Below are 24,609 nucleotides of genomic sequence, written 5' to 3'. Positions count from 1 at the left end.
AAATAGCTTAAAGAAAAAATATTTTCAGTATGAATTAAAATAATTTTTAACTTTGTTTCTCAAAATTTATCTAACAAACGTATTAACATTCAAGAATATGAAAAAATTAATTGCAGGAATTGCACTATTTGGAACATTTGCTATTGCATCTGCGCAGACTATCACTTTTGATAAAACTACTTTTGACTATGGTGTTATTAAGCCAGGTTCTGATGGTACAAGATTTTTTACAGTAACTAACACTGGTGATAAGCCTTTGGTTATTTCTAATGTAAAACCTTCTTGTGGATGTACAACTCCAGAATTCAGTACAGATCCTATTATGCCGGGAAAATCTGCTAAAATCAAGGTTGGATATAACACCACTATTATTTCGCCATTCAACAAAATGATCGAGGTATTTTCTAATGACCCTGCAAACAGCAGAACAGTAATTTACATTAAAGGTGATGTACAAGGAACCGCTCCTCAGGTTACTGCTGCTGCTCCGGCAAAAGTAGAAACTCCGGCAGACGCTAAAGCTGCTAAAAAAGCTGCTAAGGAAGCTAAAAAAGTAACAATCGCAAAATAAGCTTTACTCAGAAAAAATAAAAACCGTCTACATGTAGACGGTTTTTTTATTACATTTATTTCAAATAAACAAATTATGGACACCAATTTCTCGGATGACTTTGAAACAAAAGGAAAATTTTCTATCAAAAAAACATCAACAGAATATCAAGGACCACTTACTAAACAAGAGGGGCAGGCATTATTATCTATAGAAAAAGAAAAACTTCGTAATCTTCAGGAAAAATTATATGCGGATGGGAGTAAATCTCTTCTTGTCATCCTGCAGGCAATGGATGCAGCAGGAAAAGACAGTTTAATTGAACATGTTTTTGGAGGAGTAAACCCACAAGGATGCAATGTGACGAGCTTTAAAACTCCCAGCTCAAAGGAATACTCACATGATTTTTTGTGGCGCCAATACTTGGCTTTACCTCAAAAAGGAATGATTGGTATTTTCAACCGCTCTCATTATGAAAGTGTTTTAGTTTGTAAAGTACACCCCGAATATAATCTTAGCGAAAAGACATGGAATTCTGTAAAAGAATTTGATAATAAATTCTGGGAAAACAGATATGAAAGTATAAGGAATTTTGAAAAGCATCTTTCTCAAAATGGAACAACAGTTATCAAAATATTCCTGAATGTTTCAAAAAAGGAACAAAAACAAAGACTGTTAGACAGAATTAATGAACCCGAAAAAAACTGGAAGTTCTCATCTGCCGATCTTCCTGAAAGAGCATTATTTGATCAATATATGACTGCTTATGAAACAGCTATTAATGAAACTTCAAAAGAGTATGCACCATGGTATGTACTTCCGGCAGATAACAAGTGGTTTGCAAGAGTAGCCGCTATTCAGATTATCATTGATACCTTAGAAAAAATGGATCTCAAATATCCTCAACCCTCTGAAAAAGATGTAAAAGCTTTAGAAGAATCTAAAAAGATTTTAGAAAAGGAATAAAAAATATCGTAATGGAAGTTAGGAGTGGATGGTGGCAATGTAATTTTAAAATCTAAACAAAAAAAATCACGAGAAAATCTATAAGCCGGATTTTGTACTTCAAAGAAGTGCCTGTTATTTATCTGCGTCTTACATTGCTGCAAAACTTTTGCTGATTACCCCTCGGCTTTCAGAGCGAGCAACTCCTATTCTCATTTCTGAAAAGAACCGATATACTTATCATTGCACCGCAAAGAGTTTACCTGGTTTCACTACAGCCGAACTGTACTTGCTTTCTGTTGCACTTGTCCTACCCTCACGGGTGACGGATGTTATCCGCTTTGCTGCTCTATGGTGTCCGGACTTTCCTACCTCTGTCGAAACAAAGATCAACAAGCCGACTTTCTCGTGGGTGCAAAGATAGGTGTTAATTTGAAAATGTGGTAATTTGAAAATAAGTAATTTTTATACTACGGGAATGTGTTCAATATGATGACTGTAAGGCTAATATTTAGTTTTAATCCAAAACACATAAATAATTATAAACATTTTCTATTTGAATTCTCAAATTAACACATTATTACTATCTTCGTGCGATTAAACATCTATTTTGATTTCCAGAGAAAAAGAATTTGCCCAACTTATAAAAGATAATCAAGGATTGATTATTAAAGTTTCGCGTCTTTATACCAACTCGCTGGAAGATGAAGAGGATCTATTTCAGGAAATTGTATTACAGCTTTGGAGAAGCTACGATTCCTTTAAAGGAAACTCGAAAATTTCTACATGGATGTATCGTGTAGCCCTTAATACAGCCATTACTCTTTTCAGAAAAAAAAGCAAAAGTTTACCTACGAACGAGCTTGACATCAATCATAAAGATTTTATAGAAGATGATGATGAAAAACAGCAACAGATCTCTCTTTTATATACAGTAATTAAAACACTGCCTAATGTAGAGAGAGCTATAGTAATGATGTATTTGGATGATTTGCCTTATAAGGATATCGCAGAAAACCTCGGGATAACTGAGGTAAATGCACGTGTGAAGATGAACAGATTAAAGAAAACCCTTAAAGAACAGATGGAAAAATATGCCTGATTTTGATTTAGACAGCTTTAAGAAAACATGGCAGGAACAGCCTGTTCAGCAAAAATACGATAATAGTGAAATTCTTAAAATGCTAAACAGAAAGTCACGTAACTACGTGAAATATATTTTCTGGATCAGTGTTTTTGAATTCTTACTTTTTTCCGTTATGGGATTATTTTACTTCTTCAAAGGAGAAGAGACCAATGGTTTCCTAAATGTTTTAGAAAAACTGGGAGCCCAAAAAACGCCAGAAGTGGAAAATAGCTTTGATACTATTTATCTTATACTTAAGATCTCAAGTCTACTGGTCACTGCTTATTTTGTTTATAAATTCTACCAAAACTATCGTAGAATAAGAATTGAAGAAAACCTTAAAGGTCTTATCACCAGAATTATTAAATTTAAAAAAACAGTGAATGCTTTCATTTTAATAAGCATTGTCTTATTAGTAGCCTTCACTTCAATTTTTACTGTTTTCATATTTTATGCCTTAAATTCTCAAAATATCGAACCTGCTAATTCGGCAGTTATTATTTTTATTATCGGGACTATTTTAAGCACAGGGCTTTGTGTATTGTTGATTTGGTTATACTATAGATTGGTTTATGGAATTATCATGAGAAAACTGGACAAAAACCTGGCACAACTAAAAGATATTGATTCTCAGGAAAATTAATTCTCTTAAACAGTTATCTTAAGATTTATTTGTTATTTTAGATAAACAAATCTTTTGATATGGCTTTATCTTATGTATCCGGAGCTTCGAATATTCCATTACTGGGAGAGACAATCGGTAGTAACTTAAAAAAAACAGTCGAAAAATTTCCTGATCATGAGGCGTTAGTTTCTGTTCAACAGAATTACCGTGCAAGCTATAAAGAGTTTTATGATCAAACGACAACTGTTGCCAAAGCGTTGATCTCTTTAGGTGTAAAATCAGGAGATCGAATCGGAATCTGGTCTGCCAACAGATATGAATGGGTATTGCTTCAATATGCCACTGCCCGAATAGGGACTATTTTGGTTAATATCAACCCTGCATACAGAACGCATGAGCTTACCTATGTTCTGAATCAGTCAGAAGTTCGTTTTATTTTTTCTTCTCTATCATTTAAAACCAGCAATTACAAAGAAATGGTGGAATATGCCCAGGAAGTATGTCCTACATTAGATGAGGCCATTTTCTTTAATGAAAGTTGGGATCAGTTTTTAAAAAACGGAGAATCAGTTTCTGATGAAATATTGCTAAGTTTTGAAGAAAGTATAGAATTTGATGATCCTGTAAACATTCAATATACATCTGGAACAACAGGATTTCCAAAAGGCGTTACTCTTTCCCATCATAATATTTTAAACAATGGATACTTCATTGGAATACGGTTGCGATACACAGAAAGAGATCGCGTTTGTATTCCGGTTCCATTTTATCATTGCTTTGGAATGGTGATCGGTAATATTTGCTGTGCTGCTCACGGCGCCTGTATTGTGATTCCTAATGAAAGCTTTGATCCCGATATTACGCTAAAAGTGGTTTCTGATGAAAAATGTACTTCCTTGTATGGAGTGCCTACCATGTTTATTGCCGAGTTGGCTGTAAAAGATTTTGACACCTATGATTTTTCGAATCTAAGAACCGGTGTTATGGCTGGATCTGTATGTCCGCCTGAAATTATGAAGAAGGTAGAAAACCTTATGAATATCAAAGAAATGAGCATCTGTTATGGAATGACAGAAACTTCTCCCGTTTCTACTCAAACATTGATTGGAACTCCTTTGGAGAAGCAGGTCAGTACAGTAGGTACCATTCAGGATCATCTTGAAATAAAAATTATTGATGAAACTGGTAAGGTTGTTGAACGTGGAGAACATGGAGAATTGTGTACCAGAGGATATTCTGTAATGCTAAAATACTGGAACGATCCGGAAAATACGCAAAAGGTTCTGGATGATGCGAGATGGATGCATACTGGAGATCTTGCGGTAATGGATTCTGAGGGGTATATCACGATCTCCGGAAGGATAAAAGATCTGATCATTCGCGGTGGCGAGAATATTTCACCAAAAGAAATTGAAGACTTTTTATACACTTATCCTAACATTTTGGATGTTCAGATAATAGGAGTTCCAAGCGAAAAATTTGGGGAAGAAGTTATGGCCTGGGTTAAGGTGAGAAATGGGTTTAAAGTATCCGAAGAAGAACTTCTTGATTATTGCAGGACAAAAATTGCCCATTATAAAATCCCTAAATACTGGAAATTTGTCGATGAGTTTCCAATGACAATCTCTGGAAAAATCAGGAAAGTAGAAATGCGTGAAATTTCTGTTAGAGAGCTAAAACTAGATCAAATAAAGAACAAATAGATACTTTAAAAACATAAAAATGCCCGGATCTCCGGGCACTTCTATTATTATTAAACTTATATTAAAGTTCTTTTCTTAATCTTGCAACAGGAATGTTAAGTTGTTCTCTGTATTTTGCGATTGTTCTTCGGGCTATATTATACCCCTGTTCTTTTAAAATGACAACCAACGCATCATCTGTAAGTGGTTTTCTTTTATTTTCTTTACTGATAACTTCCATAAGATGGGTTTTGATCTCTTTTGTAGAAACCTCCTCTCCATCATCGTTCGTTAAACTATCAGAAAACAGGTCTTTAAGATATATAATACCGTTTGGAGTATCGGCATATTTACTCTTTACTACTCTTGAGATCGTTGATATATCAAAACCAGTGATATCTGCAATATCTTTTAGGATCATTGGTTTTAAAGATTTTTCATCTCCGGTAATAAAATATTCTTTCTGGAATTTTACAATAGCCGTAATAGTCTGCAATAAGGTATTTTGACGCTGATTGATCGCATCAATATACCATTTTGCTGCATCTAGCTTTTGCTTGATAAATAATGCGGCCTGCTTATGTTCAGAAGAATTTTTATCGTGGGAATAGGTCGTTAGAATATCTTTATATTCCTCAGAGACTCTTAGAGTCGGTGCATTTTTACTGTTAAGCATTGGAATAACCAATCCGTCTTTTACCTGAATCACAAAATCCGGAATAATCTCCTGATTAATCGTAATAGTCTGGGTATCAAAGTTTCCGCCAACTTTTGGAGATAATTTGGAAATCTCCTCCAAAGCATCTTTCAGATCCTCTTCTTCAATATCATACTTCTGAATGATCTTATTATAATGCTTATTGGTAAGTGCATCAAATTGATGTCTGAGGATATTGGCAGCCAAAGAAACTGCTTTATCAGAGCTTACTTTCTTTTCTATTTGTAATAGAAGACATTCTTGCAAACCTCTTGCTCCAACTCCAGACGGATCCAGCTTTTGAACATAGTTTTCTAAAATATCTTCTGCTTTTTCAGTAGTCGTATAAATTCCCTGAGAAAAGGCTAAGTCGTCAACAATAGATTTAATTTCTCTTCTTAAATAACCATCAGTATCTAAGTTTCCAATAATATATTCTGCGATCTTTATATCTTCAGGGTTAATATTTGCCAGGTGAATTTGCTCCAGCAAGTAATCATATAAAGACTGACCTTCTGTTAATAAACTTTCATTATCAAATTCCTCATCATCTGCAGAATAGTTACTGGAAGCTGTTTTATAACTAGGTTCATCATCATAGATATATTCATTCACATCAAAATCCGTTTCAATGCTTTCATTTCCTTCATTTTCATAGGTATCTTCAAGAGCTGCATAATCATCTTCTTTAGATTCCTCTTTAGCAATTTCCAAGGCAGGATTTTCTTCTAACTCTCTTTCCAATTCTTCTTCAAATTCCAAAGTATGAAGTTGAATCAGCTTCATTAGTTGGATCTGTTGCGGAGCCAGCTTTTGTCCTAACTTGAGTTGTAAGTGTTGTTTCAGCATATTACTCTTTGTGTTTTAACATAACATATTCCACGAATTTAATGAATTTTTTTCAAAAATTTCATATTTAGCATGATTTTTGCATTATAATATTTAACATAATAAACTATTATAAAGTAAAAAAAGCCTTAAAATTTAATTTAAGGCTTTTTTTATATCTAAAACTCAGCGCTTTTCGGTGTCCTTGGGAAAGGAATCACGTCTCTGATGTTGGTCATTCCTGTTACGAAAAGGACAAGTCTTTCAAGACCCAATCCAAATCCTGCATGTGGTACAGAACCAAATTTTCTTGTATCCATATACCACCAAAGTTCTTCTTCTTCCACATGCATCTCTTTCATTTTAGCTCTTAAAACTTCAATTCTTTCTTCTCTTTCAGAACCTCCAATAATTTCTCCAATTCCAGGGAAAAGAACGTCCATTGCTCTTACCGTTTTATTATCATCATTCAAACGCATATAGAATGCTTTGATGTCTTTTGGATAATCAAATAAAACTACAGGACTTTCAAAATGCTTCTCTACAAGGAATCTTTCATGTTCAGATTGAAGATCAGCCCCCCAATTCTCGATCGGGAATTGGAATTTACCTTTTTTATTTTCTTTAGAGTTTAATAATATATCAATAGCTTCTGTATAGCTTACACGCATAAAACGCTTTGCTACTACATTTTGTAATTTCTCAATAAGCCCTTCTTTTGCTCTTTCTTTTTCCGGTTTAGATTTTTGTTCTTCAACAAATCTGTTATCCAGGAACTCCAAATCATCCTTACAGTTATCCAGTACATACTGAATTACATATTTTAAGAAATCTTCAGCAAGATCAATATTGTCTTCAAGGTTGTTAAATGCAACTTCAGGCTCTACCATCCAGAATTCTGCAAGGTGGCGTGTTGTATTAGAATTTTCTGCACGGAAAGTAGGTCCGAATGTATAAATTCTTCCTAATCCCATTGCAGCAGTTTCCCCCTCCAACTGTCCAGAAACCGTTAGGTTTGTTTTCTTACCAAAGAAATCCTGGCTGTAATCAATCTCTCCGTCTTCAGTTCTTGGAATATTGTTTAAATCAAAGTTTGTTACTCCAAACATTTCTCCTGCACCTTCAGCATCTGCACCGGTAACTATTGGTGTATGGATGTTGAAGAACTGGTTCTGGTTAAAGAATGAATGAATAGCAAAGGTTACTGCATGACGTACTCTGAAAACAGCTCCAAACAAATTGGTTCTGAATCTTAAGTGCGCCTGCTCACGAAGCTTTTCTAAGCTATGTTTTTTAGGCTGAAGAATTGTAGTTTGCAATTCTTCTGTAAAGTTGTCACCTAAAATAATGATCTTTTTAGCAATAATTTCCACCGTTTGTCCGGCACCCTGGCTTTCTACTACTTCTCCAACTATTTTAAGAGAAGAAGCTGTACTAATTTTATTGATAATTTCTTTATCAAAATTTTCAAAATCAACAACTATTTGCAAATTATTAATTGTAGATCCATCATTAAGTGCTATAAAGCGATTTGCACGGAAAGCTTTCACCCAGCCGTATACCGTAATGTCATGATGTAATACTTTTTTGTAATCCTGTAGGATTTCTTTAATCGTCTGCTTTTTCATTTGTTGATTATAAATTTTCGTATAAAAATTAATGTCCGCAAAGTTACAAAAAAACAGCGCAAGTTGATGATTGCACTGTCTTTTAAAAAATCAATAATCAATTATTTAATCTAAAGTCCACTTGTTTCTGTTTATTTAATTAAAGAAAATAGTCTTCTTTCGCCGTTTACCATTTCTGATTTTCCAGGCATGATAGGAGCTTGGAACATCATACTGCCATTTTGGAAGCAGTAAAATAATTAAGATCACATCGATATGGGAGATTAATCCTAAACCAATCGCTATGTAAAATGCCCAGCCAATTTCCTGAAATCCTATCAGATAAGTAAATGCAATCAGTAAACTCAATCCCCACATTTTCGCTAAAAAAGCATGAGTACAGGTTTCTTTTCCAAATTTCCAGAGGCTTACCATATAACAAAGGGCTTCCATAATAAAAATCAGAAGTATACCTTCCCATTCATTTTTTATCATTTCCGGGTAAAGGATGTAAGATGAAACACCTAAAGAAAGCCAGAAAATAAGATCCGTCTGACTATCCAATCTTCTTAATTTTTCTGATGAAACCCCAGTCTTTCTGGCAATAATTCCATCAAAAATATCGGTCAGTAATCCAATGTACATTAATATTAATATCGAAAACCTTGAATCTCCACCTTTAAAATAACTTAAGAGAATAATAACCGGAGCAATAAAAAACCTTATTGCAATAAGTAAATAGGGTAACTTTTTCATAATGCTATAATTTTAAAATCTAAAATTTACACTCGTCTCTATTGAAAAGGAATTAAAACCAGAAGGGACTGTATGCTTTGCCCAAAGCCGATATGGCATATAGGAAACCTGAATCCCCAACCCAAAATTATTTTTCCAAAACCTTACTCCCTGTCCAATCCTGATTGAAGAGACACCTTCTATATTTGTATCAATGTATACCGTGTTTTCACTAAGGTCATCTTTTCTGTTATCAGAAATATTTTTATCATTAAAGAAAAGATTATGGAGACTCAATTCACTTACCCATTCTATATTGTTATTTCCAACGGGATACTCTTTTACCATTCTTATTCCTACATTGAAGAGGAATTCTTTAGAACGGATATTGTAAAACAGCCCTTTTTTTTCATATTCAAAATTGTACTGGCTTCCGCTATGGTAAAAATTTAACCCGAATTCAAGATGCGCTTTATTTTCATCAATAGGATATCGATACCAATAGCCTAAATAAATACCAGGTATTTGTCTTTCTTTATAAGATGAAAAACTCAGAAAGCTTCCTGCTTCAATCATTGATCGCTTATCACTTTTCCTGGTTTCTATAAGTACTTGTGCATGAAGGTTTACAACCATCAGAACATAAAGAATTAGTATTTTCATTTCGAAGGTTTTAAAAGTTGATAAAAGGCAGACTTCGCTTACCATTTTTATTCCAGAAACCAATTTGAAGTCCTTTCATCTTATTAGATTTATTGATTAGGCCCATTTGTATCCCCTTCATATTATCAACTCTATTATGAACACCTATCTGCATTCCTTTCAGCTCATCAGCATCATTAAAAACGGATATGCTTATTCCATTCAGTTCTTTACTACTTATACCCAAACCAGAAATGACAACTCCACTCCCTTTATCAATATCAGTCGTTAAGCCTCCGATCGAAAGCCCTTGCACGGTATCCCCATAATTATACAGCGAAACAGAAACTCCGTTGTGGCTGATACTCCTCCCATATCCTGCTCCGGAAATATTAAGTCCGTTTACCACGAGATGAGGCTCTGTATTTGCGGTTCTTGAAGGATCAAAAAACATCCAGATCACCAGGCCAACAGGGTTTGGCTCGAGATTAATACCATTGATTCGTCTCATATTCCCTTTATAGTCATCAAAAGCGTCCCCCATTCCGACAGCAATACCATCAACTTTTTTTATGTTTTTTTTCAGAGGAGTAAATGCTATTAATTTCGTTTTATTTCCCAAGACAGCAAGGCTATCCTGAGCATACAATACAGTACTTGTAAAAGCACTTATTATTAAAAAAATCATTGTTTTCATAATTCATTATTTTAAAATTACAGTTCAAAATTATCCTCGGAAAACGCTATTCTCAATGTGAAAAGGAATTAAAAAAAATACTACATTTGTGAAAATCACAAAACATGCATCAGGAAGCATTATTGAAAGAAATTCGAAGAAAAATTGGAGATCGGTCATTGAATGATGAGATTGCTAATATTCTCAATATAAGCTATGATGCAGCGCATAGACGTACTTCTTTAAAAGCAAAATTCAGTTTTGAAGAAGCTTTAGAGCTTGCAAAGTATTATCAGATCTCTTTGGATCAGTATTTAGGTTCCGAGAACCAGCTGGTTGTAAAAAGAACACAACCTGTAAGAACCACAGAAGATTTATTAAACTACTTTGAAAACTCACTTAAGATTCTGGATGTTTTTCATAATATTACCCATTCGCAGGTTTTTTATTCAGCAAAGGATATCCCTTTTTTCTATACGATCTCAGACTCCATATTATCCCGTTTCAAATTTTATGTATGGATGAATTTATTAAATCAGGATCAGTTTCTAAGTCCATTTAATGAATTCAGGATGCAATATCATTCGCCAAAAAATGAAATGCTTATTGAGTTGTACAATAAACAAAATGTCACCGAGATCTGGAATGATACTACAATAATGAGCGCATTGCGGCAAATATCTTTTTATTTTGAAATCGGATTATTGCAAAAGGCAGACGCTGTTTTAATCCTGGAGGATTTAAAAAAGCTACTCGAAGATCTAGAAAACAAAACCCTTCAAAAATCTAATTTTCAAATATTTGCAAATGATTTAGTAATTTTAAACAATAGTATTTTATTTAAGAATGATCAACAGTGTTCTTTTTTTATTCCGTTCAGTATGTTCGGTTATATGATGACTAATGATGAGATGACCTGTAAGGATTCTCTAAGTTATTTTGAGCATCAGATTAAAAATTCCAGATCATTGAATACTTCGGGGAATCGTGACAGAAAAATGTTCTTTAATACAATGTATCAGCAGATTGAAAATTTAAAAGAAAAATTATAATGAATACATTACGTAATGGCGAATTTTTCGGACAAACCAATGAAATACTGGATTGTAATGGCCTTACCTTTACGGATACAGAATACACCCATCCATATGTTGATTGGCATTACCATGAGAATGCCTATTTCACATTTCTTCTTGAGGGACATGTTACCGAAGGAAATAAAAAAGAAGTTTACGATTGCTCTGCCGGAACACTTTTATACCATTGTTGGGAAGATACACACTACAATATAAAACCAGAGGTATTTACGAGAGGTTTTCACATTGAAATTGCTAAAGATTGGTTTGAAAACCACCAGATTTCAAGAGATAGCCTTGAGGGAAGTTTTAATATTAAAAACCCTGCTATACAGATTCTGACCTATCAAATATTTAAAGAAACAAAATTAAACGATCTGAATATCGAATTGTCTGTTCATCAGTTATTGTTAAATATTTTCAGTCAATTAAAACAAGAGACTAAAAGCCAGGAAAAGAATCCCCTGTGGACACGTAAAATCGATGAATTACTACGTGAAAGTTTTACAGAAAAACTGAATCTCACACAACTTGCACGAATTTTAGATATTCATCCTATGCATCTCAGCAGAGATTTCCATAAATATTTCCATTGTAACCTAGGAGATTACATCAGAAAATTGAAAGTGAATAAGTCGTTAAGTCTGCTTCATAACAGCCAAGAATCTCTAACTGATATTGCCCTGGATTGTGGCTTTTCTGATCAGAGCCATTTCATTCGGTGTTTCAGAGAGAACATCGGAATTACTCCTTTAAAGTATAAGAATTTGTTAAAATAAGTAATTGTAATAAAATAGTAACTCTTTTATTACTCGTCTTTTTTGGAAGGAACCAAAAAGACATCGATAAGACCTTCGGGAAGTTGCATTTTAATGAATCTTTCTTCTCTATTCACTTCAAAGATCCAGTCTTTGATGATAGGAATTACCACTTCTTTTCCATCGAGATTGGTTACAAAATAATTCTGAGCAGTCTGATCATTTATAGATCTTATAACGCCGCAGTCATTGTCATTTGCATCAAGAATATTAAATCCTACTACCTCGTGGTAATAAAATTGTTTTCCGGAGAGTTTCGGCAAAGTAGCAAGCGGCAAATACACACTTTTTCCCAATGATTGGTCTACTAATGCCTCTGAAGAGTTTTTAAATGCAATATTCAGAGCATCTAATTTACTCCATGATGATTTTTCAATAAAAAAAGGAACCAATAATCCGTTGATTTCAACGAATATTGATTCCAGTTTATTGTAAAGTTCGGGTTGATCGGTATCCAATTTAAGGATAACATTACCCGCAAGGCCATGTCTGCGTGTGATTTTACCTAAAAAGTAGCAATCTTCTTTACGCATACAGGTTGTTTCTTAAGCTTCAGTGTTTTCTTCAGTTTCAGCAGCAGGAGCTTCTCCTTCTGTTGTTTCTTCAGCAGCAACTTCTTCAGCAACTGGTGCGTTAGCAGCTTCTTCAGCAGCTTTTGCATCAGCTTCAGCTTTTGCAGCAGCAGCTACTCTAGCTTCATTTACTTTAGCTTCAGCTTCTAAAGCAGCTTTTTTAGCATCAGCCTGAGCTTTAGATAAACCTTCTACTTTTCCTTGTACTTTTTGTTCTTTAGAATCTACCCAAGCAGCAAATCTTTTTTCAGCTTCAGCCTCATCAAAAGCTCCTTTAGCAACACCACCTTGTAAGTGTTTTTTGTAAAGTGCACCTTTATAAGAAAGGATAGCTCTTGCTGTATCAGTTGGTTGAGCACCGTTGTTTAACCACTTTACAGCAGCATCAACGTTCAAATCGATAGTAGCAGGGTTAGTAATTGGGTTGTAAGTACCTAGTTTTTCGATGAATCTACCGTCTCTTCTAGCTCTAGCATCTGCAACCACGATGTGGAAAAAAGGTTTTCCTTTTTTACCGTGTCTTTGTAATCTGATTTTTACTGACATAATGTTTGAATTTTAAGGGAACTCGTCCCAGTTAAATATTTAAGTGTGCAAAGATAAATAAAATTTCTTAGGTATCAATAAAAATTTTCATGTTAATCAAGTCTTCCCATATAGAAAAGCCCAAGACATTTCTGGTTCTCTGCGATGGTTAAAGAATCTTTCAGGTGGTTAACAATTACCGGGGAGCTCCAGTAGCAGCCTACTCCATTGGCTGTGCTGGTAAGGTACATATTTTGTACCGCCATTGAAACTGCAGCAATCTCTTCCCATTCCGGAAGCATTCCACTAAAGTTTACGACAATGGAAACGACTGCATTGGCTTTATTTATTTTAAAACCTATATCATCATATTTCTTTTGTAAGAATGTTTGCTCAGACTGTGTTGCTTTATAAATATTCTGCATTTCTGAAGCCAGTTGAGCTTTTTCATCACCTTTAAAGATTTTAAAACGCCAAGGTTTTGTACGTTTATGGTTCGGTGCAAATGTAGCTGAGTTTAAAATCTCATCAATAATTTCCTGAGAGATCTCTGTTTCTGTGTAATCTTTAGGGAAAACACTTCTTCTTTGCTCTATTATTTCTTTTAGAATTTCTGTCTTATTCATAGGTACAAAATTACAACATGTAATTTATTTATATCTGGGTTTTAAAAAATAAAACTCCAAAAATAATTTGGAGTTTTGCTGTATTTTGAATTGAAAAAAGTTGAAATATAATTCTAAATCATAAAAAATTATAAAACCTCAACAACTTCCTGATGAATATTATTTAACGTAAAGGCATCACCAGATTTCATACCCATCATCTTCTTTGCCATTGGACTTTCGGGTGAAATGGCATAAAACCTGTCACCTTCAAAGAAGAATTCACCTAATGAAACAGAAATATAAAATCTTGCCTTATTGGTAATCACTAAAGAACCTAGCTGCACTCTTTCAGTAGTATTATTCAACACCTTTGACATATTTCTCTGCAAATCATTAAGTGCGGCAAGCTGTTTTTGCATCTGATAAATTTCCTCCTGCATTTCCTCCCTCATGCTGTCATATTTTGGTGTCTTTTTAATATCGCGACTCGCGTCTAAAGTAAATTCTATAAAGTTCTTTAATTTCTCAATCTTTTCGGCGATCACGTTTTTAACATAATTTCTTATGTCACTTTTCTCAAATACGATCTTCTCCATAAATCTAATCTTTACATAAAGATAATATTTTTTTTAAACAATATATTTGTCATTCAAAAAATTTAAAACCTCATTTAAAAATTAATTTTTATTTCAAGGGAAGACAAGATGCAAGGAAATGAGCTTTGTATTATTGCTCCGCTAGTTTTTTAAGGTCTCCCAATCCCTGATCAAAGGTTTTTCCCATCTGGCTCTCCATCATTGGTTTCATTATCTTCATCATGGTATTGAGCTCATTATCCATAGTCCAGGTTACTTTTGTTCCATTACCTTCCGGAGTTAGGATAAAATTAGCTGTTGCCTCACCTTCAAAAGGTTTTATAAAATGAAGCTTACTGGTTATTTTTTCATTCGGTACTACTGCTGTAACAGTTTGCTGGCCTTCACCCACATCTTTATTTCCTTTCCAGCTGTAAGAGTCTCCTACTTCACCACTTGTTCCGGAGTAGGTGATCATAATGTTTTTATCCGGCTTTATAAAAGGATTCCATGAGTTGAAAGCTTTTGTAGATCCTGCAAATTGCCAAACTTTTTCTTTCGGCGCATTAATAACAACAGATCTTTCAAAGTGATAATCTTTACTGAAAGCCAGCATAGCAAATACTGCGTACAAAATAACAAGTACAATAAGTATCCCTAAAATTTTCAAAATTGTTTTCATAGTTTTTATATTTTAATGTTAAGTCAAAATTACATATTCCAACAGCAACACTTCTTTTCCTATGACAAGATTATTATAATAAGCTATTTTTTGTCACAACCGATCATTAAGGCATTATTTTTGAGGAATTCAAGTTTTACAAATTTTCATAGAAATTAAATTTACATCAATAAAAAATAGAAAAATGAATATTTTAACAGAAAATTTCAATACACCTTATCATACCGCACCATTTGACCGCATTAAAAATGAAGATTATCTTCCTGCTTTTAAAGAATTAATTCAGCGCTCTGAAGAAGAAATTAATACGATCGTTGACAATTCTGAAGCACCTACATTTCAGAACGTTATTGAAGCTTTGGCCTATTCAGGTGAAAAATTAGATATCCTTTCCAATATTTTTTTTAATGTAAATTCTGCAGAAACAAGTGATGCATTGCAACAAATCGCTGAAGAGGTTTCTCCTATCCTAAGTGAATATTCTTCAAAAATCTCTCAAAACGAACCTTTATTTAATAAGATCAAAAAGGTATACGAAGAGAAGGCAAAATACAACCTCAACGAAGAGCAAGAAATGCTTTTAGAGGAAACTTATAAAGGCTTTGTAAGAAGTGGCGCTTTACTGAACGACGAAGACAAAGAAAAATTAAAGAATATCAACATGGATTTATCTTTGAAATCCTTGAAATTCGGACAAAATGTATTGGCTTCCACTAATGCTTATTTTAAACATATCACTTATAAAGAAGATCTGGCTGGAATTCCTGATGCTATTATGGAACAGTACGCTGAAGAGGCTAAGGAAAGAAATTTAGAAGGCTGGGTACTGACATTACAATATCCGAGTTATGTGCCATTTATGACTTACGCTGAAAACCGTGAATTAAGAAAAGAGCTGGCTTTAGCAAATGGTAAAAAGTCTTTTGATGGTGGTGAGTTTGATAATCAAAACCTCATTAAAGAAATCCTCAAATTAAAACAGCAAAAAGCAGAACTGATTGGCTATAAAAATTATGCTGACTTCGTTCTGGAAGAAAGGATGGCGAAGTCTCCCACTAAAGTCCTTGATTTCTTAAATGAGCTTTTAACAAAAGCAAAACCTTTTGCAAATAAGGAAATTGAAGAATTAAAAGCTTTAGCAAAAGCTGATGGTATTGAGGAAATGCAGGCCTATGATCATTCTTTCTATGCAGAGAAACTCCGTAAAGAAAAGTTTGATCTTAATGATGAGGAATTAAAACCTTACTTTCCATTGAACCAGGTTCAGGATGCCGTATTTGGATTAGCCAAACAATTATTTGGGTTAACTTTTGAAGAAAGAAATGATATTCCGAAATATCATGAAGATGTAAAAACTTATGAAGTAAAGGAAAATGGTGAATATAAATCATTGCTGTATGTAGATTATTTCCCAAGAAAAGGTAAAAGAGCCGGGGCCTGGATGACAAGCTACAAAAACCAATATAAGAAAGATGGGGAGAATTCACGCCCACATATTTCCATTGTTTGTAATTTCAGCAAACCCACAAAGGATACTCCAAGTCTATTAACATTCCAAGAGGTCACAACATTATTCCATGAATTTGGCCACGCTCTACACGGAATGTTAGCCAACACTCAATATCCAGGTCTATCAGGAACTTCCGTGAAATGGGATTTCGTAGAATTACCATCTCAATTTTTAGAAAACTTCTGTTATGAGCCTGAATTCTTAAAAACTTTTGCAAAACATTATAAAACCGGTGAAGTTCTTCCTGACGAAAAAATTGAAAAAATCGAACAGTCTAAAAACTTTATGGAAGGATACCAGACAATGAGACAATTAGGTTTCGGAATTCTGGATATGATGTACCATACCAATGTTGGAGAATTAGAGAGTGAAAGTGTAAAAGCCTTTGAAGATGAATATACAAAAGCAACTCAGCTTTACCCATCTAATAATGAAACCGCTATGAGCCCAAGTTTCTCTCACATTTTCCAGGGTGGATATTCTGCAGGATATTACTCTTACAAATGGGCAGAGGTTCTGGATGCAGATGCTTTTCAATATTTTAAAGAAAACGGAATTTTCAATCCAGAGATTGCTGCAAAATATAAAATACTCCTTTCTTCAGGGGGAACAAAAGATCCAATGGAACTGTATAAGAGTTTCAGAGGTAGTGAGCCAAAGGTAGAAAGCTTGCTTAAGAGAGCTTTTGGATAAAATAAACTGCAGTCCCCTGATTTCAAATCTCGGGGACTTTTTTTCTTTTATTATAGTTTATAAATGGCTTATTAACAAGCTTATGAATTGGGTATTTTTATCACGATAATTTAAATGAAAAATGCCTCCCTGACATGGATTAAAAATGTTGCCGGATCACAATAATAAAACAACCTATTTATGATTGATAAAATCGAAAAAATTGCAAATATCTTTTTTATTTTTTTGGGATACATAGGGATGGCTGCATTGGTCGTATTTCTTGTTTTTATAGAAAATCCAGTGAGGTATTTTTTCTATGCTTTATCTATAACAACATTCATACATTTTAAAAACTTTCGATACTTAAGAATTGACTTTAAAAAAGTTGGCGGAAATTTTCTCTTGACAATAAGTATTATCTATTTATCTTTAATTACCATCTTATCCGTTTCCCCTTTTCTGACCATTCAGGAATTTAAAATATCACATTTTACATGGAAGCCTGTAGAGGCAAAAACAATTAAATCATCTTCCTTCTGGGATACTGGATACAAAAGAAGAGGAAATTCTTATGCTACCATCTATTATGAGTATCAGGCTGATGGAAAACGTTATAAAAATTCAGAACCTGAAGCCTTAAAAAAATATTATCCTATTTGGAACACAAGCAAGACCGATGATTTGATCATTGAGTTTTCAAAATCAGTTTCAGAAAAAATTAAAAATAAGGATTATATCATTTTCAAGAGCCCCAACCACCATGATAAAAGCCGATTATTTTTATCTACCGATATCATTTACTTTCAGGGATCACTACTTTATAATATGGCAACAAGTATGGCTACAATAATACTTACTATTTTAGGACTTCTATCAATTATTCTTATCTTTTCAGGAAAAAGCCGCCAGAAATAGAAAAATCAAATCCATTGGAAGAGAAAAATTATCGTGAAAAGATTCTGAAAAAAATCAATCTGATAAAGAGGATATTTTTTATCTTAATGACTTTCTATATGGTGCTTATATTAGTAAGCATAGCTATTCTGTATTACTATAACTATATGATGAATGGAAATTATACTTTTATCTACATCATATTGTTCCCGCTAATCATTTTAGTAGCCTTAAGCACATTTTCCATGTCTTTTTTTAAGAGCTATGCGGAGGTTATTAAAATCATAAATGATGAAGACCTTGCTCAACTTGAAACAATGAATCAATCCCGTTCCTGGATAGAAAAATATCTTCCTTCGTTTATTATTTATTCAGGAAAGATCAGAGTATTTAAATTATTCAAGCAACCTGATTTTTATTTTAAAGATCTTAGTAAAATCTCTATTCGAACATTTTATAACAGAGGGGGGCAAAATCATCTTGTCATATTAAAAAAAATACAGGGTGGAAGCTATTTCTTTAGTATCAGTAATAGTTTTCTGCAACAAAAACATCTTATAGAAAAAGCAATGGAATACAATCCCAACATTATTGTCAATGAGAAATAATATCTATTAGTTATTTAGACTTTGAATATCATCAGCAGGATTTTTGGCTATGGATTGTAACTTTTTCACCAATTTTAGCTATTGCTCTTTTTTGTAATTTTGTTCAGTGAAAGGTAGAAAAGCAATGTATAAATGATATCCGTTTCTGATTATGAAAGAAAACAAATATGACAACTCATCTTTTTTTGAGCAATATAAAAAAATGCTACGCTCTCAGCAAGGACTGGAGGGTGCCGGTGAATGGTATGTTTTAAAGAATATGCTGCCTGATTTTACGGGTAAAAATGTACTCGATCTCGGTTGTGGCTTCGGCTGGCATTGTCGGTACGCGATGGAAAATGGAGCACAATCTGTCGTTGGAATTGACCTTTCGGAAAAGATGCTTGAAAAAGCCCGAGAGATCAATAATATGGAGGGTATTGAATATGTAAGAAAAGCCCTCGAAGATGTTGAATATCCGGCTGAGAAGTTTGATGTAATATTAAGTTCTTTAACTTTCCATTATGTAGAATCATTTGATCGGATTACACAAAACATCTACCAATGGCTTAAACCCAAAGGTCAATTTGTATTTTCTGTTGAACACCCGGTTTTTACAGCTGAAGGAACACAGGATTGGGCTTATGGAACACATGGAGAGAAACAACATTGGCCGGTAGACAATTATTTTATTGAAGGAATAAGAAACACCACATTTTTAGGCGAAAACGTTATAAAATACCATAGAACATTAACTACTTATTTGAATGCGCTATTAAAAAAGGGCTTTAAAATTAAAGAAGTTATCGAAGCAGAGCCTAGCGAAGAGATGCTGAAACAATTTTCAGAAATGAAAGATGAACTCCGCCGACCTATGATGTTGCTAATTTCAGTAGAGAAATAATACTATTATTTTAAAGATATAATTAAAAGCATTTTTTATTTTTAGAATTTTCTAAATCACAAAAACGATCATGTTCAAAAATACTCTTATTACACTTTTATTCTTTCTTTTAGTATTTAATAATGTAAAAAGTCAGGAAGTAAAAACAACAAAAGGTAACCATTTTGAATTGAAAATAGCTCCTCAACAAAAAGCAATACTTATTCTATTTCCATGTTATCCCTGTAACATCGAACATACTCAAACAGAGGCCGCTTTTTTAAAGGATATTGAAAAAGAAGGTATTAGTACTTTACTCTTAGATTACAACCAAAAACTTTATTTGACAGAAGCTGAGAAGAAAGAATACGTGGATGTATTAAATAAGATTTTTAAAGAAAACAGCATTAAAGAAGAGAATATTTTCATTGGTGGATTTTCCAGCGGTGGCAATGTAGCGATTCTATTATCCAGCTATATGATAAAAACAAAAAATCCAATACAGCCTAAGGGTCTTATCGTAGTTGATTCTCCTATAGACCTTGAAGAATTATATAAATCGGCTAAAAATGATATTAAAAAGAATAAAGATGCTGATGCTGTTGCAGAAGGTAAGTTTTTAATCGATCTACTGGAAAAAGAGATCGGCACACCGCAGGAAAATATTGAAAAATATAAAAGCTTTTCACCCTATCTTGTTTCATCAAATTCTACAGATAATATTGGCTATTTAAAAAATATAAAAGTCAGATTGTATTGTGAACCAGATCTTGAATGGCAAATGAAAAATAAAGCCCGGAAGTACGAAGATCTAAATGCTTTTAAATTAGAAAAGGTTTATCATTCTTTACTTAACCTGGGAAACCATCAAGTAGAATTAATAAAAACAAAAGGCCGTGGGATAAGAGCCAATGGACAAAAACATCCACATTCCTGGAATATTGTAGAACGTGAAAATCTAATACAATGGATATTACGTACTTCTTAAAACTATATCAAAATAATCCCACTTTTATTCCGAACTTTGATGAAATAAAGCCTTCAATAATTTTAAATAATGAATACGATAACACTAAGACTAGAGAACGTAAAAAAACTTCAGGCAAAAAGGTGGGAAAATGAAGATCATTGGGATGCCATCAATGAACTTTTAATCAAAGAATTGGATGAAATTTTACTTATTGAGCCTCAAAACACTTCTGCTCTGATCAATATAGGTGCTATCTATTCTGATATGGGAGAAAATGAAACAGCAATACGGTATTTAAAGACTGCATTAGACTTAGGTTCCGAAGACAAAAACCTGTTTGTCAATCTTGCCATTGTTATGATCTATATGGAAAAACATCAGGAAGAATACCTTGAATATCTTGAAGAAGCAGAAGACAAAATAGAGCATCCACTTACTTTTAAAGCTTATTTTGATCCTCAATCCCATTAAATACCAGCCTGAAGGAATAAATACGGATGTCTAAAAATATTGAATTTATGGAGATACTTTTTGACCAATAAAAAAGCTAATTTTAACTCTGAAATTAAAGAAGCTACTTGTTTTAATAAATAATTCAGAATTCATGAAAAAATACATTGTCCCTTTCCTTCTTATGTGTTTTTCCTACACGCTATTTGCACAAGATCTATATACGCCAAGAAATATCAGAAAAGCCTATAAAAAAGAGACCCGCTCGCTTTCAGGAGCTCCGGGTTCACATTATTGGCAGAATAAAGGAATTTATAACATCCAGACGAAAGTGGATATCATAAGCAAAGTAGTCTCTGGTAACGAAACGATTCAATATTCCAATAACAGCCCGGATACTTTAAAAGTTATCGCCATCCGATTTGTCAACAATCTTCATAAACCGGAAGCTCCCCGTTCCGGACTGGTCTCAAAAGATTTTCTAACATCAGGACTGGAGATTAAATCAATCCTCATCGATGGAATAAAATACGAAGTCAATAACGAAGAATGGGGAACCGTTAAAGACCTTAAACTTAAAACTCCATTGCTTCCCAAATCTCAGGCTTCCCTTCAGATAGAATGGCAATATCCCCTGTCTGTAGAGAGTGGAAGGGAGGGGCAAATTGATTCCAATACTTTGTATTGCGCTTATTCTTACCCACGTGTGTCTGTATATGATGATTATAATGGCTGGGATATTCTCCCACATATTAACCGACAGGAGTTTTATAATGATTTTAATGATTATACTTTTTCTATTACTGCTCCTAAAAATTATGTGGTATGGGCAACGGGAAACCTTCTCAATCCGGAAGAAGTTTTACAACCTGAAATATTAAAGAGATTCAAACAATCCATGACAAGTGATCAAGTTTTGCACGTCGCTGATTCTAAAGAAATGCAATCAGGAAGTGTTACCCAACAGAAAGACTGGAATACCTGGAAATTCAAAGCTGATCATATTACAGATTTTTGTTTTGCTCTTAGCAATCACTATGTATGGGATGCCTCCAGTGTTCCTTTAAAAACGAAACGGGTAAGTGTACAAACCGCCTGTAAAACCGGAGCCAAAGATTTTGAGCAATATACAGACTGGATGAAATATGACATGGACTGGTTTTATAAAAACTGGCCGGGTATTGAATATCCTTACCCTGTAATGACCGCTTTTCAAGGTTTTGCAGATATGGAATACCCAATGATGGTCAATGATAGTAGTGTTCCCGATAACCTTATAGATTCCCGTTTGACATTGGACCATGAGGTAGCTCACACCTACTTTCCGTTCTATATGGGAATTAATGAAACCCGTTATGCTTTTATGGATGAAGGCTGGGCTTCCACTTTTGAATATTTGATCGGAATAAGTGAAAATGGTGAAGAAACGTCAAAAAAGATTTATCAGAAGTACAATGTAAAAAATTGGATCAATGATCCTTCGGCTGAGGAAGACCAACCAATTATCTCCATGAGTACACAATTGAGTGGAAACGCTTATGGAAATAACACCTATGGAAAAGCCTCACTTTCGTATTTGGCTCTGAAGGACTATCTTGGTGACACTCTGTTTAAAAAAGCGCTTCATCACTACATCAATAATTGGAATGGAAAACACCCTACTCCATGGGATTATTTTTATTCTATGAACACTGGTTCTGGAAAAAATCTGAACTGGTTCTGGAACAATTGGTTTTTCAGCAACCATTATATCGATTTGAAAATCACTACTGCGAAAAAATCTGGTAAGAAAGTTACTGTGATTATTGAGAACGAGGGTGGATTCGCTATTCCTTTTGATGTCATTATCTTAAATGAGGATGGTACCAACACAAGAACTCATTTTTCACCGGCAGTTTGGGAAAAAAACCAAAGACAAACGAAAGTAAATCTTGACTCGGTAAAAAAAATAAAATCCATCACACTTGACGGTGGAATTTTTATGGATTATAGTCCGGAAGATAATACAAAAAGCATTAATTAAATCTAACCTTCTTGAAACCGTTATGGAAATGGGAATGGAATAGGGAATGATTGCAACTTTTGAAAAACCAGATGAATTACTGTCAACAATAAAAAAATAGATCGTACTTCAATCAAAATACCTTAATGGAGACTCTACAGTGATAAAGTCTCCATTTTTTATTAATCAATTTGAGAAAAAATAAAATCAACTACATTGTATTGCATAGTAATAGAAATAAATTATATCTTTGCATAACACAATATATAACTATGAACTCAAATAAAACTTTTTTATGGCTTACCCTACTCCTTTTATTCTTCTCTTGTATTGTTTTTGGACAAGGTTTGGAAAATAGGATCGATAGTTTAATTCTAAAAGAATTTAATGACCCTAAAGGTCCTGGTGGTGTATTCACGGTCACTCAAAAAGGTAAGAAAGTGTATCAAAAAGCTTTTGGTAAAGCAAATCTGGAACTTGATGTCAATTTAAACCCGGATAATGTATTTCAGATTGGTTCTATGACCAAACAGTTTACGGCAATAGCCATTCTGATCCTGGAGCAAGAAGGGAAACTTAATGTAAACGATCCTGTTTCTAAGTACATCAAAGATTATCCATCTGGAGACAAGATCACCCTACATCACTTACTGACCCATACTTCGGGAATCAAAGATTTTACTAAAATGAAATCCTTATCAGGCATTGCTCAAAAAGAAATGAAGCCCGAAATGATGGTTGATTTTTTTAAGAATGAGCCTGTTGATTTTGCTCCGGGAGAAAAATTTGAATATAACAATTCCGGATATGTAGTGTTAGGATATCTGATAGAATTAATTTCAGGAAATACATATGAAGATTTTATTCAAAAAAACATATTTGATAAAGCTGGAATGAGTCATTCTTATTATGCTTCAGATAGAAAAGTAATTCCGAAAAGGGCTTACGGATATCATAAAAAAGAATCTGGCTATGTTAACAAAACCATTATCAGTTTTAGTGTTCCTTTTTCTTCAGGTTCGTTAATGTCTACGGCAGATGATATGGTGAAATGGCAAAATGCTTTAAATAAAAACATTTTACTCAATTCCCAGGAAACCAAAAAAGCGTTTCAAAAATACCATTTGAATAATGGTGAAGAATTTACTTACGGTTATGGTTGGCATCTTAAGGATATCAACGGAATCGGTATCAGAGAACATGGAGGCAGTATTTTTGGATTCAAATCAATGGGTGTGCATATTCCATCTGAGGATATCTACGTAACTGGATTCAGCAATTGTGATTGCCATTCTCCGACAGAGGTTACAAGAAATATTGCTAAATTAGTTCTTGAAAATACAAAAAAATAAAAATTTATTAAAAACACTAAATATCAACATTTAAAAATCTTATCGTCATGTTACTAGCTATTTTACTTCCCTTTTTATCTTTCATCGTTCGTGGAAAAGTATTAACCGGAATTTTATGCCTTATCTTACAGATCACTTTGATCGGCTGGATTCCTGCAGCAATTTGGGCTGCTTTATCTTTGAACAATGAAAGAGCAGATAAACGAAATGAAAAACTGATTCGGGCAGTTAGACAAAATCAAAGGTAATGATCCTCAATAAAGTGAATTTTAATATTCAATTTTAAATTACACATCTCATCAAAACACATCTTACTC

General features: G+C 33.7%; 26 protein-coding genes and 1 other RNA gene. 16 read left to right on the top strand and 11 right to left on the bottom strand.

The genetic code is table 11. The annotated features are described in order from the left end of the window. Positions 1 to 97: 97 nt before the first annotated feature. Together NG806_RS20060 and NG806_RS20055 are read left to right on the top strand one after the other, a co-directional pair. A complete protein-coding gene (locus tag NG806_RS20060; RefSeq protein WP_214832772.1) occupies positions 98 to 571 on the top strand; it encodes a DUF1573 domain-containing protein in 474 nt (157 codons plus the stop codon). Between the two features lie 75 nt (positions 572 to 646). After that, entirely contained in the window at positions 647 to 1,516 is an 870-nt protein-coding gene (locus NG806_RS20055) for a polyphosphate kinase 2 family protein (RefSeq protein WP_261511141.1), read from the top strand. Between the two features lie 65 nt (positions 1,517 to 1,581). Here the strand turns inward: NG806_RS20055 and rnpB are convergent. Continuing rightward, an RNA gene (gene rnpB, locus NG806_RS20050) (RNase P RNA component class A) lies at positions 1,582 to 1,904 on the bottom strand. A 201-nt stretch (positions 1,905 to 2,105) separates the two neighbouring features. Between rnpB and NG806_RS20045 the strand changes: the two genes are divergently transcribed. From NG806_RS20045 to NG806_RS20035, 3 genes are read left to right on the top strand one after another with little or no spacing between them, the layout of a single operon-like run. After that, entirely contained in the window at positions 2,106 to 2,597 is a 492-nt protein-coding gene (locus NG806_RS20045; RefSeq protein ID WP_172280093.1) for an RNA polymerase sigma factor, read from the top strand. After that, positions 2,590 to 3,264: a beta-carotene 15,15'-monooxygenase gene (locus tag NG806_RS20040; RefSeq protein ID WP_214832776.1), complete on the top strand. Its 675-nt coding sequence runs from the start codon at positions 2,590 to 2,592 to the stop codon at positions 3,262 to 3,264. The genes NG806_RS20045 and NG806_RS20040 overlap by 8 nt, the downstream gene beginning before the upstream one ends. Positions 3,265 to 3,323: 59 nt before the next feature. Then, positions 3,324 to 4,949: an AMP-binding protein gene (locus NG806_RS20035; protein ID WP_261511140.1), complete on the top strand. Its 1,626-nt coding sequence runs from the start codon at positions 3,324 to 3,326 to the stop codon at positions 4,947 to 4,949. Positions 4,950 to 5,010: 61 nt separating this feature from the next. Here NG806_RS20035 and rpoN read toward each other — a convergent pair whose 3' ends face one another. From rpoN to NG806_RS20010, 5 genes are all read right to left on the bottom strand, one after another. Further along, on the bottom strand, positions 5,011 to 6,474 hold the full coding sequence (gene rpoN, locus NG806_RS20030) for an RNA polymerase factor sigma-54 (protein WP_214832780.1): 1,464 nt from the start codon (positions 6,472 to 6,474) through the stop codon (positions 5,011 to 5,013). A gap of 158 nt (positions 6,475 to 6,632) precedes the next feature. Then, complete coding sequence (gene asnS, locus NG806_RS20025; protein ID WP_261511139.1) at positions 6,633 to 8,081, bottom strand: asparagine--tRNA ligase; 1,449 nt, start codon at positions 8,079 to 8,081, stop codon at positions 6,633 to 6,635. A 135-nt stretch (positions 8,082 to 8,216) separates the two neighbouring features. Then, the gene (locus NG806_RS20020) at positions 8,217 to 8,816 is read right to left on the bottom strand and encodes a CDP-alcohol phosphatidyltransferase family protein (protein ID WP_261511138.1); all 600 of its coding nucleotides are present in this window, start codon (positions 8,814 to 8,816) and stop codon (positions 8,217 to 8,219) included. A 12-nt stretch (positions 8,817 to 8,828) separates the two neighbouring features. After that, the gene (locus tag NG806_RS20015; protein ID WP_261511137.1) at positions 8,829 to 9,458 is read right to left on the bottom strand and encodes a hypothetical protein; all 630 of its coding nucleotides are present in this window, start codon (positions 9,456 to 9,458) and stop codon (positions 8,829 to 8,831) included. A 10-nt stretch (positions 9,459 to 9,468) separates the two neighbouring features. After that, on the bottom strand, positions 9,469 to 10,134 hold the full coding sequence (locus tag NG806_RS20010; protein ID WP_261511136.1) for an LA_2272 family surface repeat-containing protein: 666 nt from the start codon (positions 10,132 to 10,134) through the stop codon (positions 9,469 to 9,471). 104 nt (positions 10,135 to 10,238) lie between these two features. Here NG806_RS20010 and NG806_RS20005 point away from each other — a divergent pair, with 104 nt between their 5' ends. Next, complete coding sequence (locus tag NG806_RS20005; RefSeq protein WP_214832790.1) at positions 10,239 to 11,165, top strand: helix-turn-helix domain-containing protein; 927 nt, start codon at positions 10,239 to 10,241, stop codon at positions 11,163 to 11,165. Next, positions 11,165 to 11,968: a helix-turn-helix domain-containing protein gene (locus NG806_RS20000; protein ID WP_261511135.1), complete on the top strand. Its 804-nt coding sequence runs from the start codon at positions 11,165 to 11,167 to the stop codon at positions 11,966 to 11,968. Before NG806_RS20005 ends, NG806_RS20000 begins: the two co-directional genes overlap by 1 nt. Positions 11,969 to 11,997: 29 nt before the next feature. On the opposite strand, the gene rimM is transcribed toward NG806_RS20000, so the two are convergent. The 5 genes from rimM to NG806_RS19975 all read right to left on the bottom strand — a co-directional run bounded on the left by rimM (position 11,998) and on the right by NG806_RS19975 (position 14,969). Further along, positions 11,998 to 12,540, bottom strand: a complete 543-nt coding sequence (gene rimM, locus NG806_RS19995; protein WP_214832794.1) for a ribosome maturation factor RimM — start codon at positions 12,538 to 12,540, stop codon at positions 11,998 to 12,000. A 12-nt stretch (positions 12,541 to 12,552) separates the two neighbouring features. Further along, the gene (locus NG806_RS19990; RefSeq protein ID WP_214832796.1) at positions 12,553 to 13,125 is read right to left on the bottom strand and encodes a 30S ribosomal protein S16; all 573 of its coding nucleotides are present in this window, start codon (positions 13,123 to 13,125) and stop codon (positions 12,553 to 12,555) included. A 92-nt stretch (positions 13,126 to 13,217) separates the two neighbouring features. Next, a complete protein-coding gene (locus NG806_RS19985) occupies positions 13,218 to 13,730 on the bottom strand; it encodes a nitroreductase family protein (RefSeq protein ID WP_261511134.1) in 513 nt (170 codons plus the stop codon). 128 nt (positions 13,731 to 13,858) lie between these two features. Continuing rightward, a complete protein-coding gene (locus NG806_RS19980; protein ID WP_214832800.1) occupies positions 13,859 to 14,308 on the bottom strand; it encodes a hypothetical protein in 450 nt (149 codons plus the stop codon). Between the two features lie 130 nt (positions 14,309 to 14,438). Continuing rightward, positions 14,439 to 14,969 (bottom strand): SRPBCC family protein, encoded by a 531-nt coding sequence (locus tag NG806_RS19975; RefSeq protein WP_261511133.1) that lies wholly within the window; start codon positions 14,967 to 14,969, stop codon positions 14,439 to 14,441. Between the two features lie 184 nt (positions 14,970 to 15,153). Here NG806_RS19975 and NG806_RS19970 point away from each other — a divergent pair, with 184 nt between their 5' ends. From NG806_RS19970 to NG806_RS19930, 9 genes are all read left to right on the top strand, one after another. Then, entirely contained in the window at positions 15,154 to 17,172 is a 2,019-nt protein-coding gene (locus tag NG806_RS19970) for a M3 family metallopeptidase (protein ID WP_214832805.1), read from the top strand. A 180-nt stretch (positions 17,173 to 17,352) separates the two neighbouring features. Then, complete coding sequence (locus NG806_RS19965) at positions 17,353 to 18,069, top strand: hypothetical protein (RefSeq protein ID WP_261511132.1); 717 nt, start codon at positions 17,353 to 17,355, stop codon at positions 18,067 to 18,069. A gap of 98 nt (positions 18,070 to 18,167) precedes the next feature. Then, complete coding sequence (locus NG806_RS19960; RefSeq protein WP_261511131.1) at positions 18,168 to 18,656, top strand: hypothetical protein; 489 nt, start codon at positions 18,168 to 18,170, stop codon at positions 18,654 to 18,656. A 151-nt stretch (positions 18,657 to 18,807) separates the two neighbouring features. Next, positions 18,808 to 19,539: a class I SAM-dependent methyltransferase gene (locus tag NG806_RS19955; protein WP_261511130.1), complete on the top strand. Its 732-nt coding sequence runs from the start codon at positions 18,808 to 18,810 to the stop codon at positions 19,537 to 19,539. A gap of 70 nt (positions 19,540 to 19,609) precedes the next feature. Then, entirely contained in the window at positions 19,610 to 20,506 is an 897-nt protein-coding gene (locus NG806_RS19950) for an alpha/beta hydrolase family protein (protein ID WP_261511129.1), read from the top strand. 69 nt (positions 20,507 to 20,575) lie between these two features. Next, positions 20,576 to 20,959: a tetratricopeptide repeat protein gene (locus NG806_RS19945; protein ID WP_214832814.1), complete on the top strand. Its 384-nt coding sequence runs from the start codon at positions 20,576 to 20,578 to the stop codon at positions 20,957 to 20,959. A gap of 133 nt (positions 20,960 to 21,092) precedes the next feature. Next, on the top strand, positions 21,093 to 22,961 hold the full coding sequence (locus NG806_RS19940; protein WP_261511128.1) for a M1 family metallopeptidase: 1,869 nt from the start codon (positions 21,093 to 21,095) through the stop codon (positions 22,959 to 22,961). 251 nt (positions 22,962 to 23,212) lie between these two features. Beyond that, complete coding sequence (locus tag NG806_RS19935; RefSeq protein ID WP_261511127.1) at positions 23,213 to 24,292, top strand: serine hydrolase domain-containing protein; 1,080 nt, start codon at positions 23,213 to 23,215, stop codon at positions 24,290 to 24,292. A 47-nt stretch (positions 24,293 to 24,339) separates the two neighbouring features. Continuing rightward, positions 24,340 to 24,540: a YqaE/Pmp3 family membrane protein gene (locus tag NG806_RS19930; protein ID WP_214832818.1), complete on the top strand. Its 201-nt coding sequence runs from the start codon at positions 24,340 to 24,342 to the stop codon at positions 24,538 to 24,540. Positions 24,541 to 24,609: the final 69 nt, after the last annotated feature.

It is taken from the genome of Chryseobacterium paludis (assembly GCF_025403485.1).
GTDB lineage: Bacteria > Bacteroidota > Bacteroidia > Flavobacteriales > Weeksellaceae > Chryseobacterium > Chryseobacterium paludis.
This window is presented reverse-complemented; position numbering and strand designations above follow the sequence as displayed.

Bases quoted from the DNA above. Each gene is read 5' to 3' on its own strand.
- NG806_RS19965 (WP_261511132.1), top strand. From the start codon at position 17,353: ATGATTGATAAAATCGAAAAAATTGCAAATATCTTTTTTATTTTTTTG.
- NG806_RS19960 (WP_261511131.1), top strand. From the start codon at position 18,168: ATGGTGCTTATATTAGTAAGCATAGCTATTCTGTATTACTATAACTAT.
- NG806_RS19990 (WP_214832796.1), bottom strand. From the start codon at position 13,125: ATGTCAGTAAAAATCAGATTACAAAGACACGGTAAAAAAGGAAAACCT.
- NG806_RS19975 (WP_261511133.1), bottom strand. From the start codon at position 14,969: ATGAAAACAATTTTGAAAATTTTAGGGATACTTATTGTACTTGTTATT.
- NG806_RS19935 (WP_261511127.1), top strand. From the start codon at position 23,213: ATGAACTCAAATAAAACTTTTTTATGGCTTACCCTACTCCTTTTATTC.
- NG806_RS20035 (WP_261511140.1), top strand. From the start codon at position 3,324: ATGGCTTTATCTTATGTATCCGGAGCTTCGAATATTCCATTACTGGGA.
- NG806_RS19945 (WP_214832814.1), top strand. From the start codon at position 20,576: ATGAATACGATAACACTAAGACTAGAGAACGTAAAAAAACTTCAGGCA.
- NG806_RS20040 (WP_214832776.1), top strand. From the start codon at position 2,590: ATGCCTGATTTTGATTTAGACAGCTTTAAGAAAACATGGCAGGAACAG.
- NG806_RS19955 (WP_261511130.1), top strand. From the start codon at position 18,808: ATGAAAGAAAACAAATATGACAACTCATCTTTTTTTGAGCAATATAAA.
- NG806_RS20015 (WP_261511137.1), bottom strand. From the start codon at position 9,458: ATGAAAATACTAATTCTTTATGTTCTGATGGTTGTAAACCTTCATGCA.
- NG806_RS20060 (WP_214832772.1), top strand. From the start codon at position 98: ATGAAAAAATTAATTGCAGGAATTGCACTATTTGGAACATTTGCTATT.
- NG806_RS19970 (WP_214832805.1), top strand. From the start codon at position 15,154: ATGAATATTTTAACAGAAAATTTCAATACACCTTATCATACCGCACCA.
- NG806_RS20000 (WP_261511135.1), top strand. From the start codon at position 11,165: ATGAATACATTACGTAATGGCGAATTTTTCGGACAAACCAATGAAATA.
- rimM (WP_214832794.1), bottom strand. From the start codon at position 12,540: ATGCGTAAAGAAGATTGCTACTTTTTAGGTAAAATCACACGCAGACAT.
- NG806_RS20055 (WP_261511141.1), top strand. From the start codon at position 647: ATGGACACCAATTTCTCGGATGACTTTGAAACAAAAGGAAAATTTTCT.
- NG806_RS19980 (WP_214832800.1), bottom strand. From the start codon at position 14,308: ATGGAGAAGATCGTATTTGAGAAAAGTGACATAAGAAATTATGTTAAA.
- NG806_RS19985 (WP_261511134.1), bottom strand. From the start codon at position 13,730: ATGAATAAGACAGAAATTCTAAAAGAAATAATAGAGCAAAGAAGAAGT.
- NG806_RS20020 (WP_261511138.1), bottom strand. From the start codon at position 8,816: ATGAAAAAGTTACCCTATTTACTTATTGCAATAAGGTTTTTTATTGCT.
- rpoN (WP_214832780.1), bottom strand. From the start codon at position 6,474: ATGCTGAAACAACACTTACAACTCAAGTTAGGACAAAAGCTGGCTCCG.
- NG806_RS19940 (WP_261511128.1), top strand. From the start codon at position 21,093: ATGAAAAAATACATTGTCCCTTTCCTTCTTATGTGTTTTTCCTACACG.
- NG806_RS19930 (WP_214832818.1), top strand. From the start codon at position 24,340: ATGTTACTAGCTATTTTACTTCCCTTTTTATCTTTCATCGTTCGTGGA.
- asnS (WP_261511139.1), bottom strand. From the start codon at position 8,081: ATGAAAAAGCAGACGATTAAAGAAATCCTACAGGATTACAAAAAAGTA.
- NG806_RS20010 (WP_261511136.1), bottom strand. From the start codon at position 10,134: ATGAAAACAATGATTTTTTTAATAATAAGTGCTTTTACAAGTACTGTA.
- NG806_RS19950 (WP_261511129.1), top strand. From the start codon at position 19,610: ATGTTCAAAAATACTCTTATTACACTTTTATTCTTTCTTTTAGTATTT.
- NG806_RS20005 (WP_214832790.1), top strand. From the start codon at position 10,239: ATGCATCAGGAAGCATTATTGAAAGAAATTCGAAGAAAAATTGGAGAT.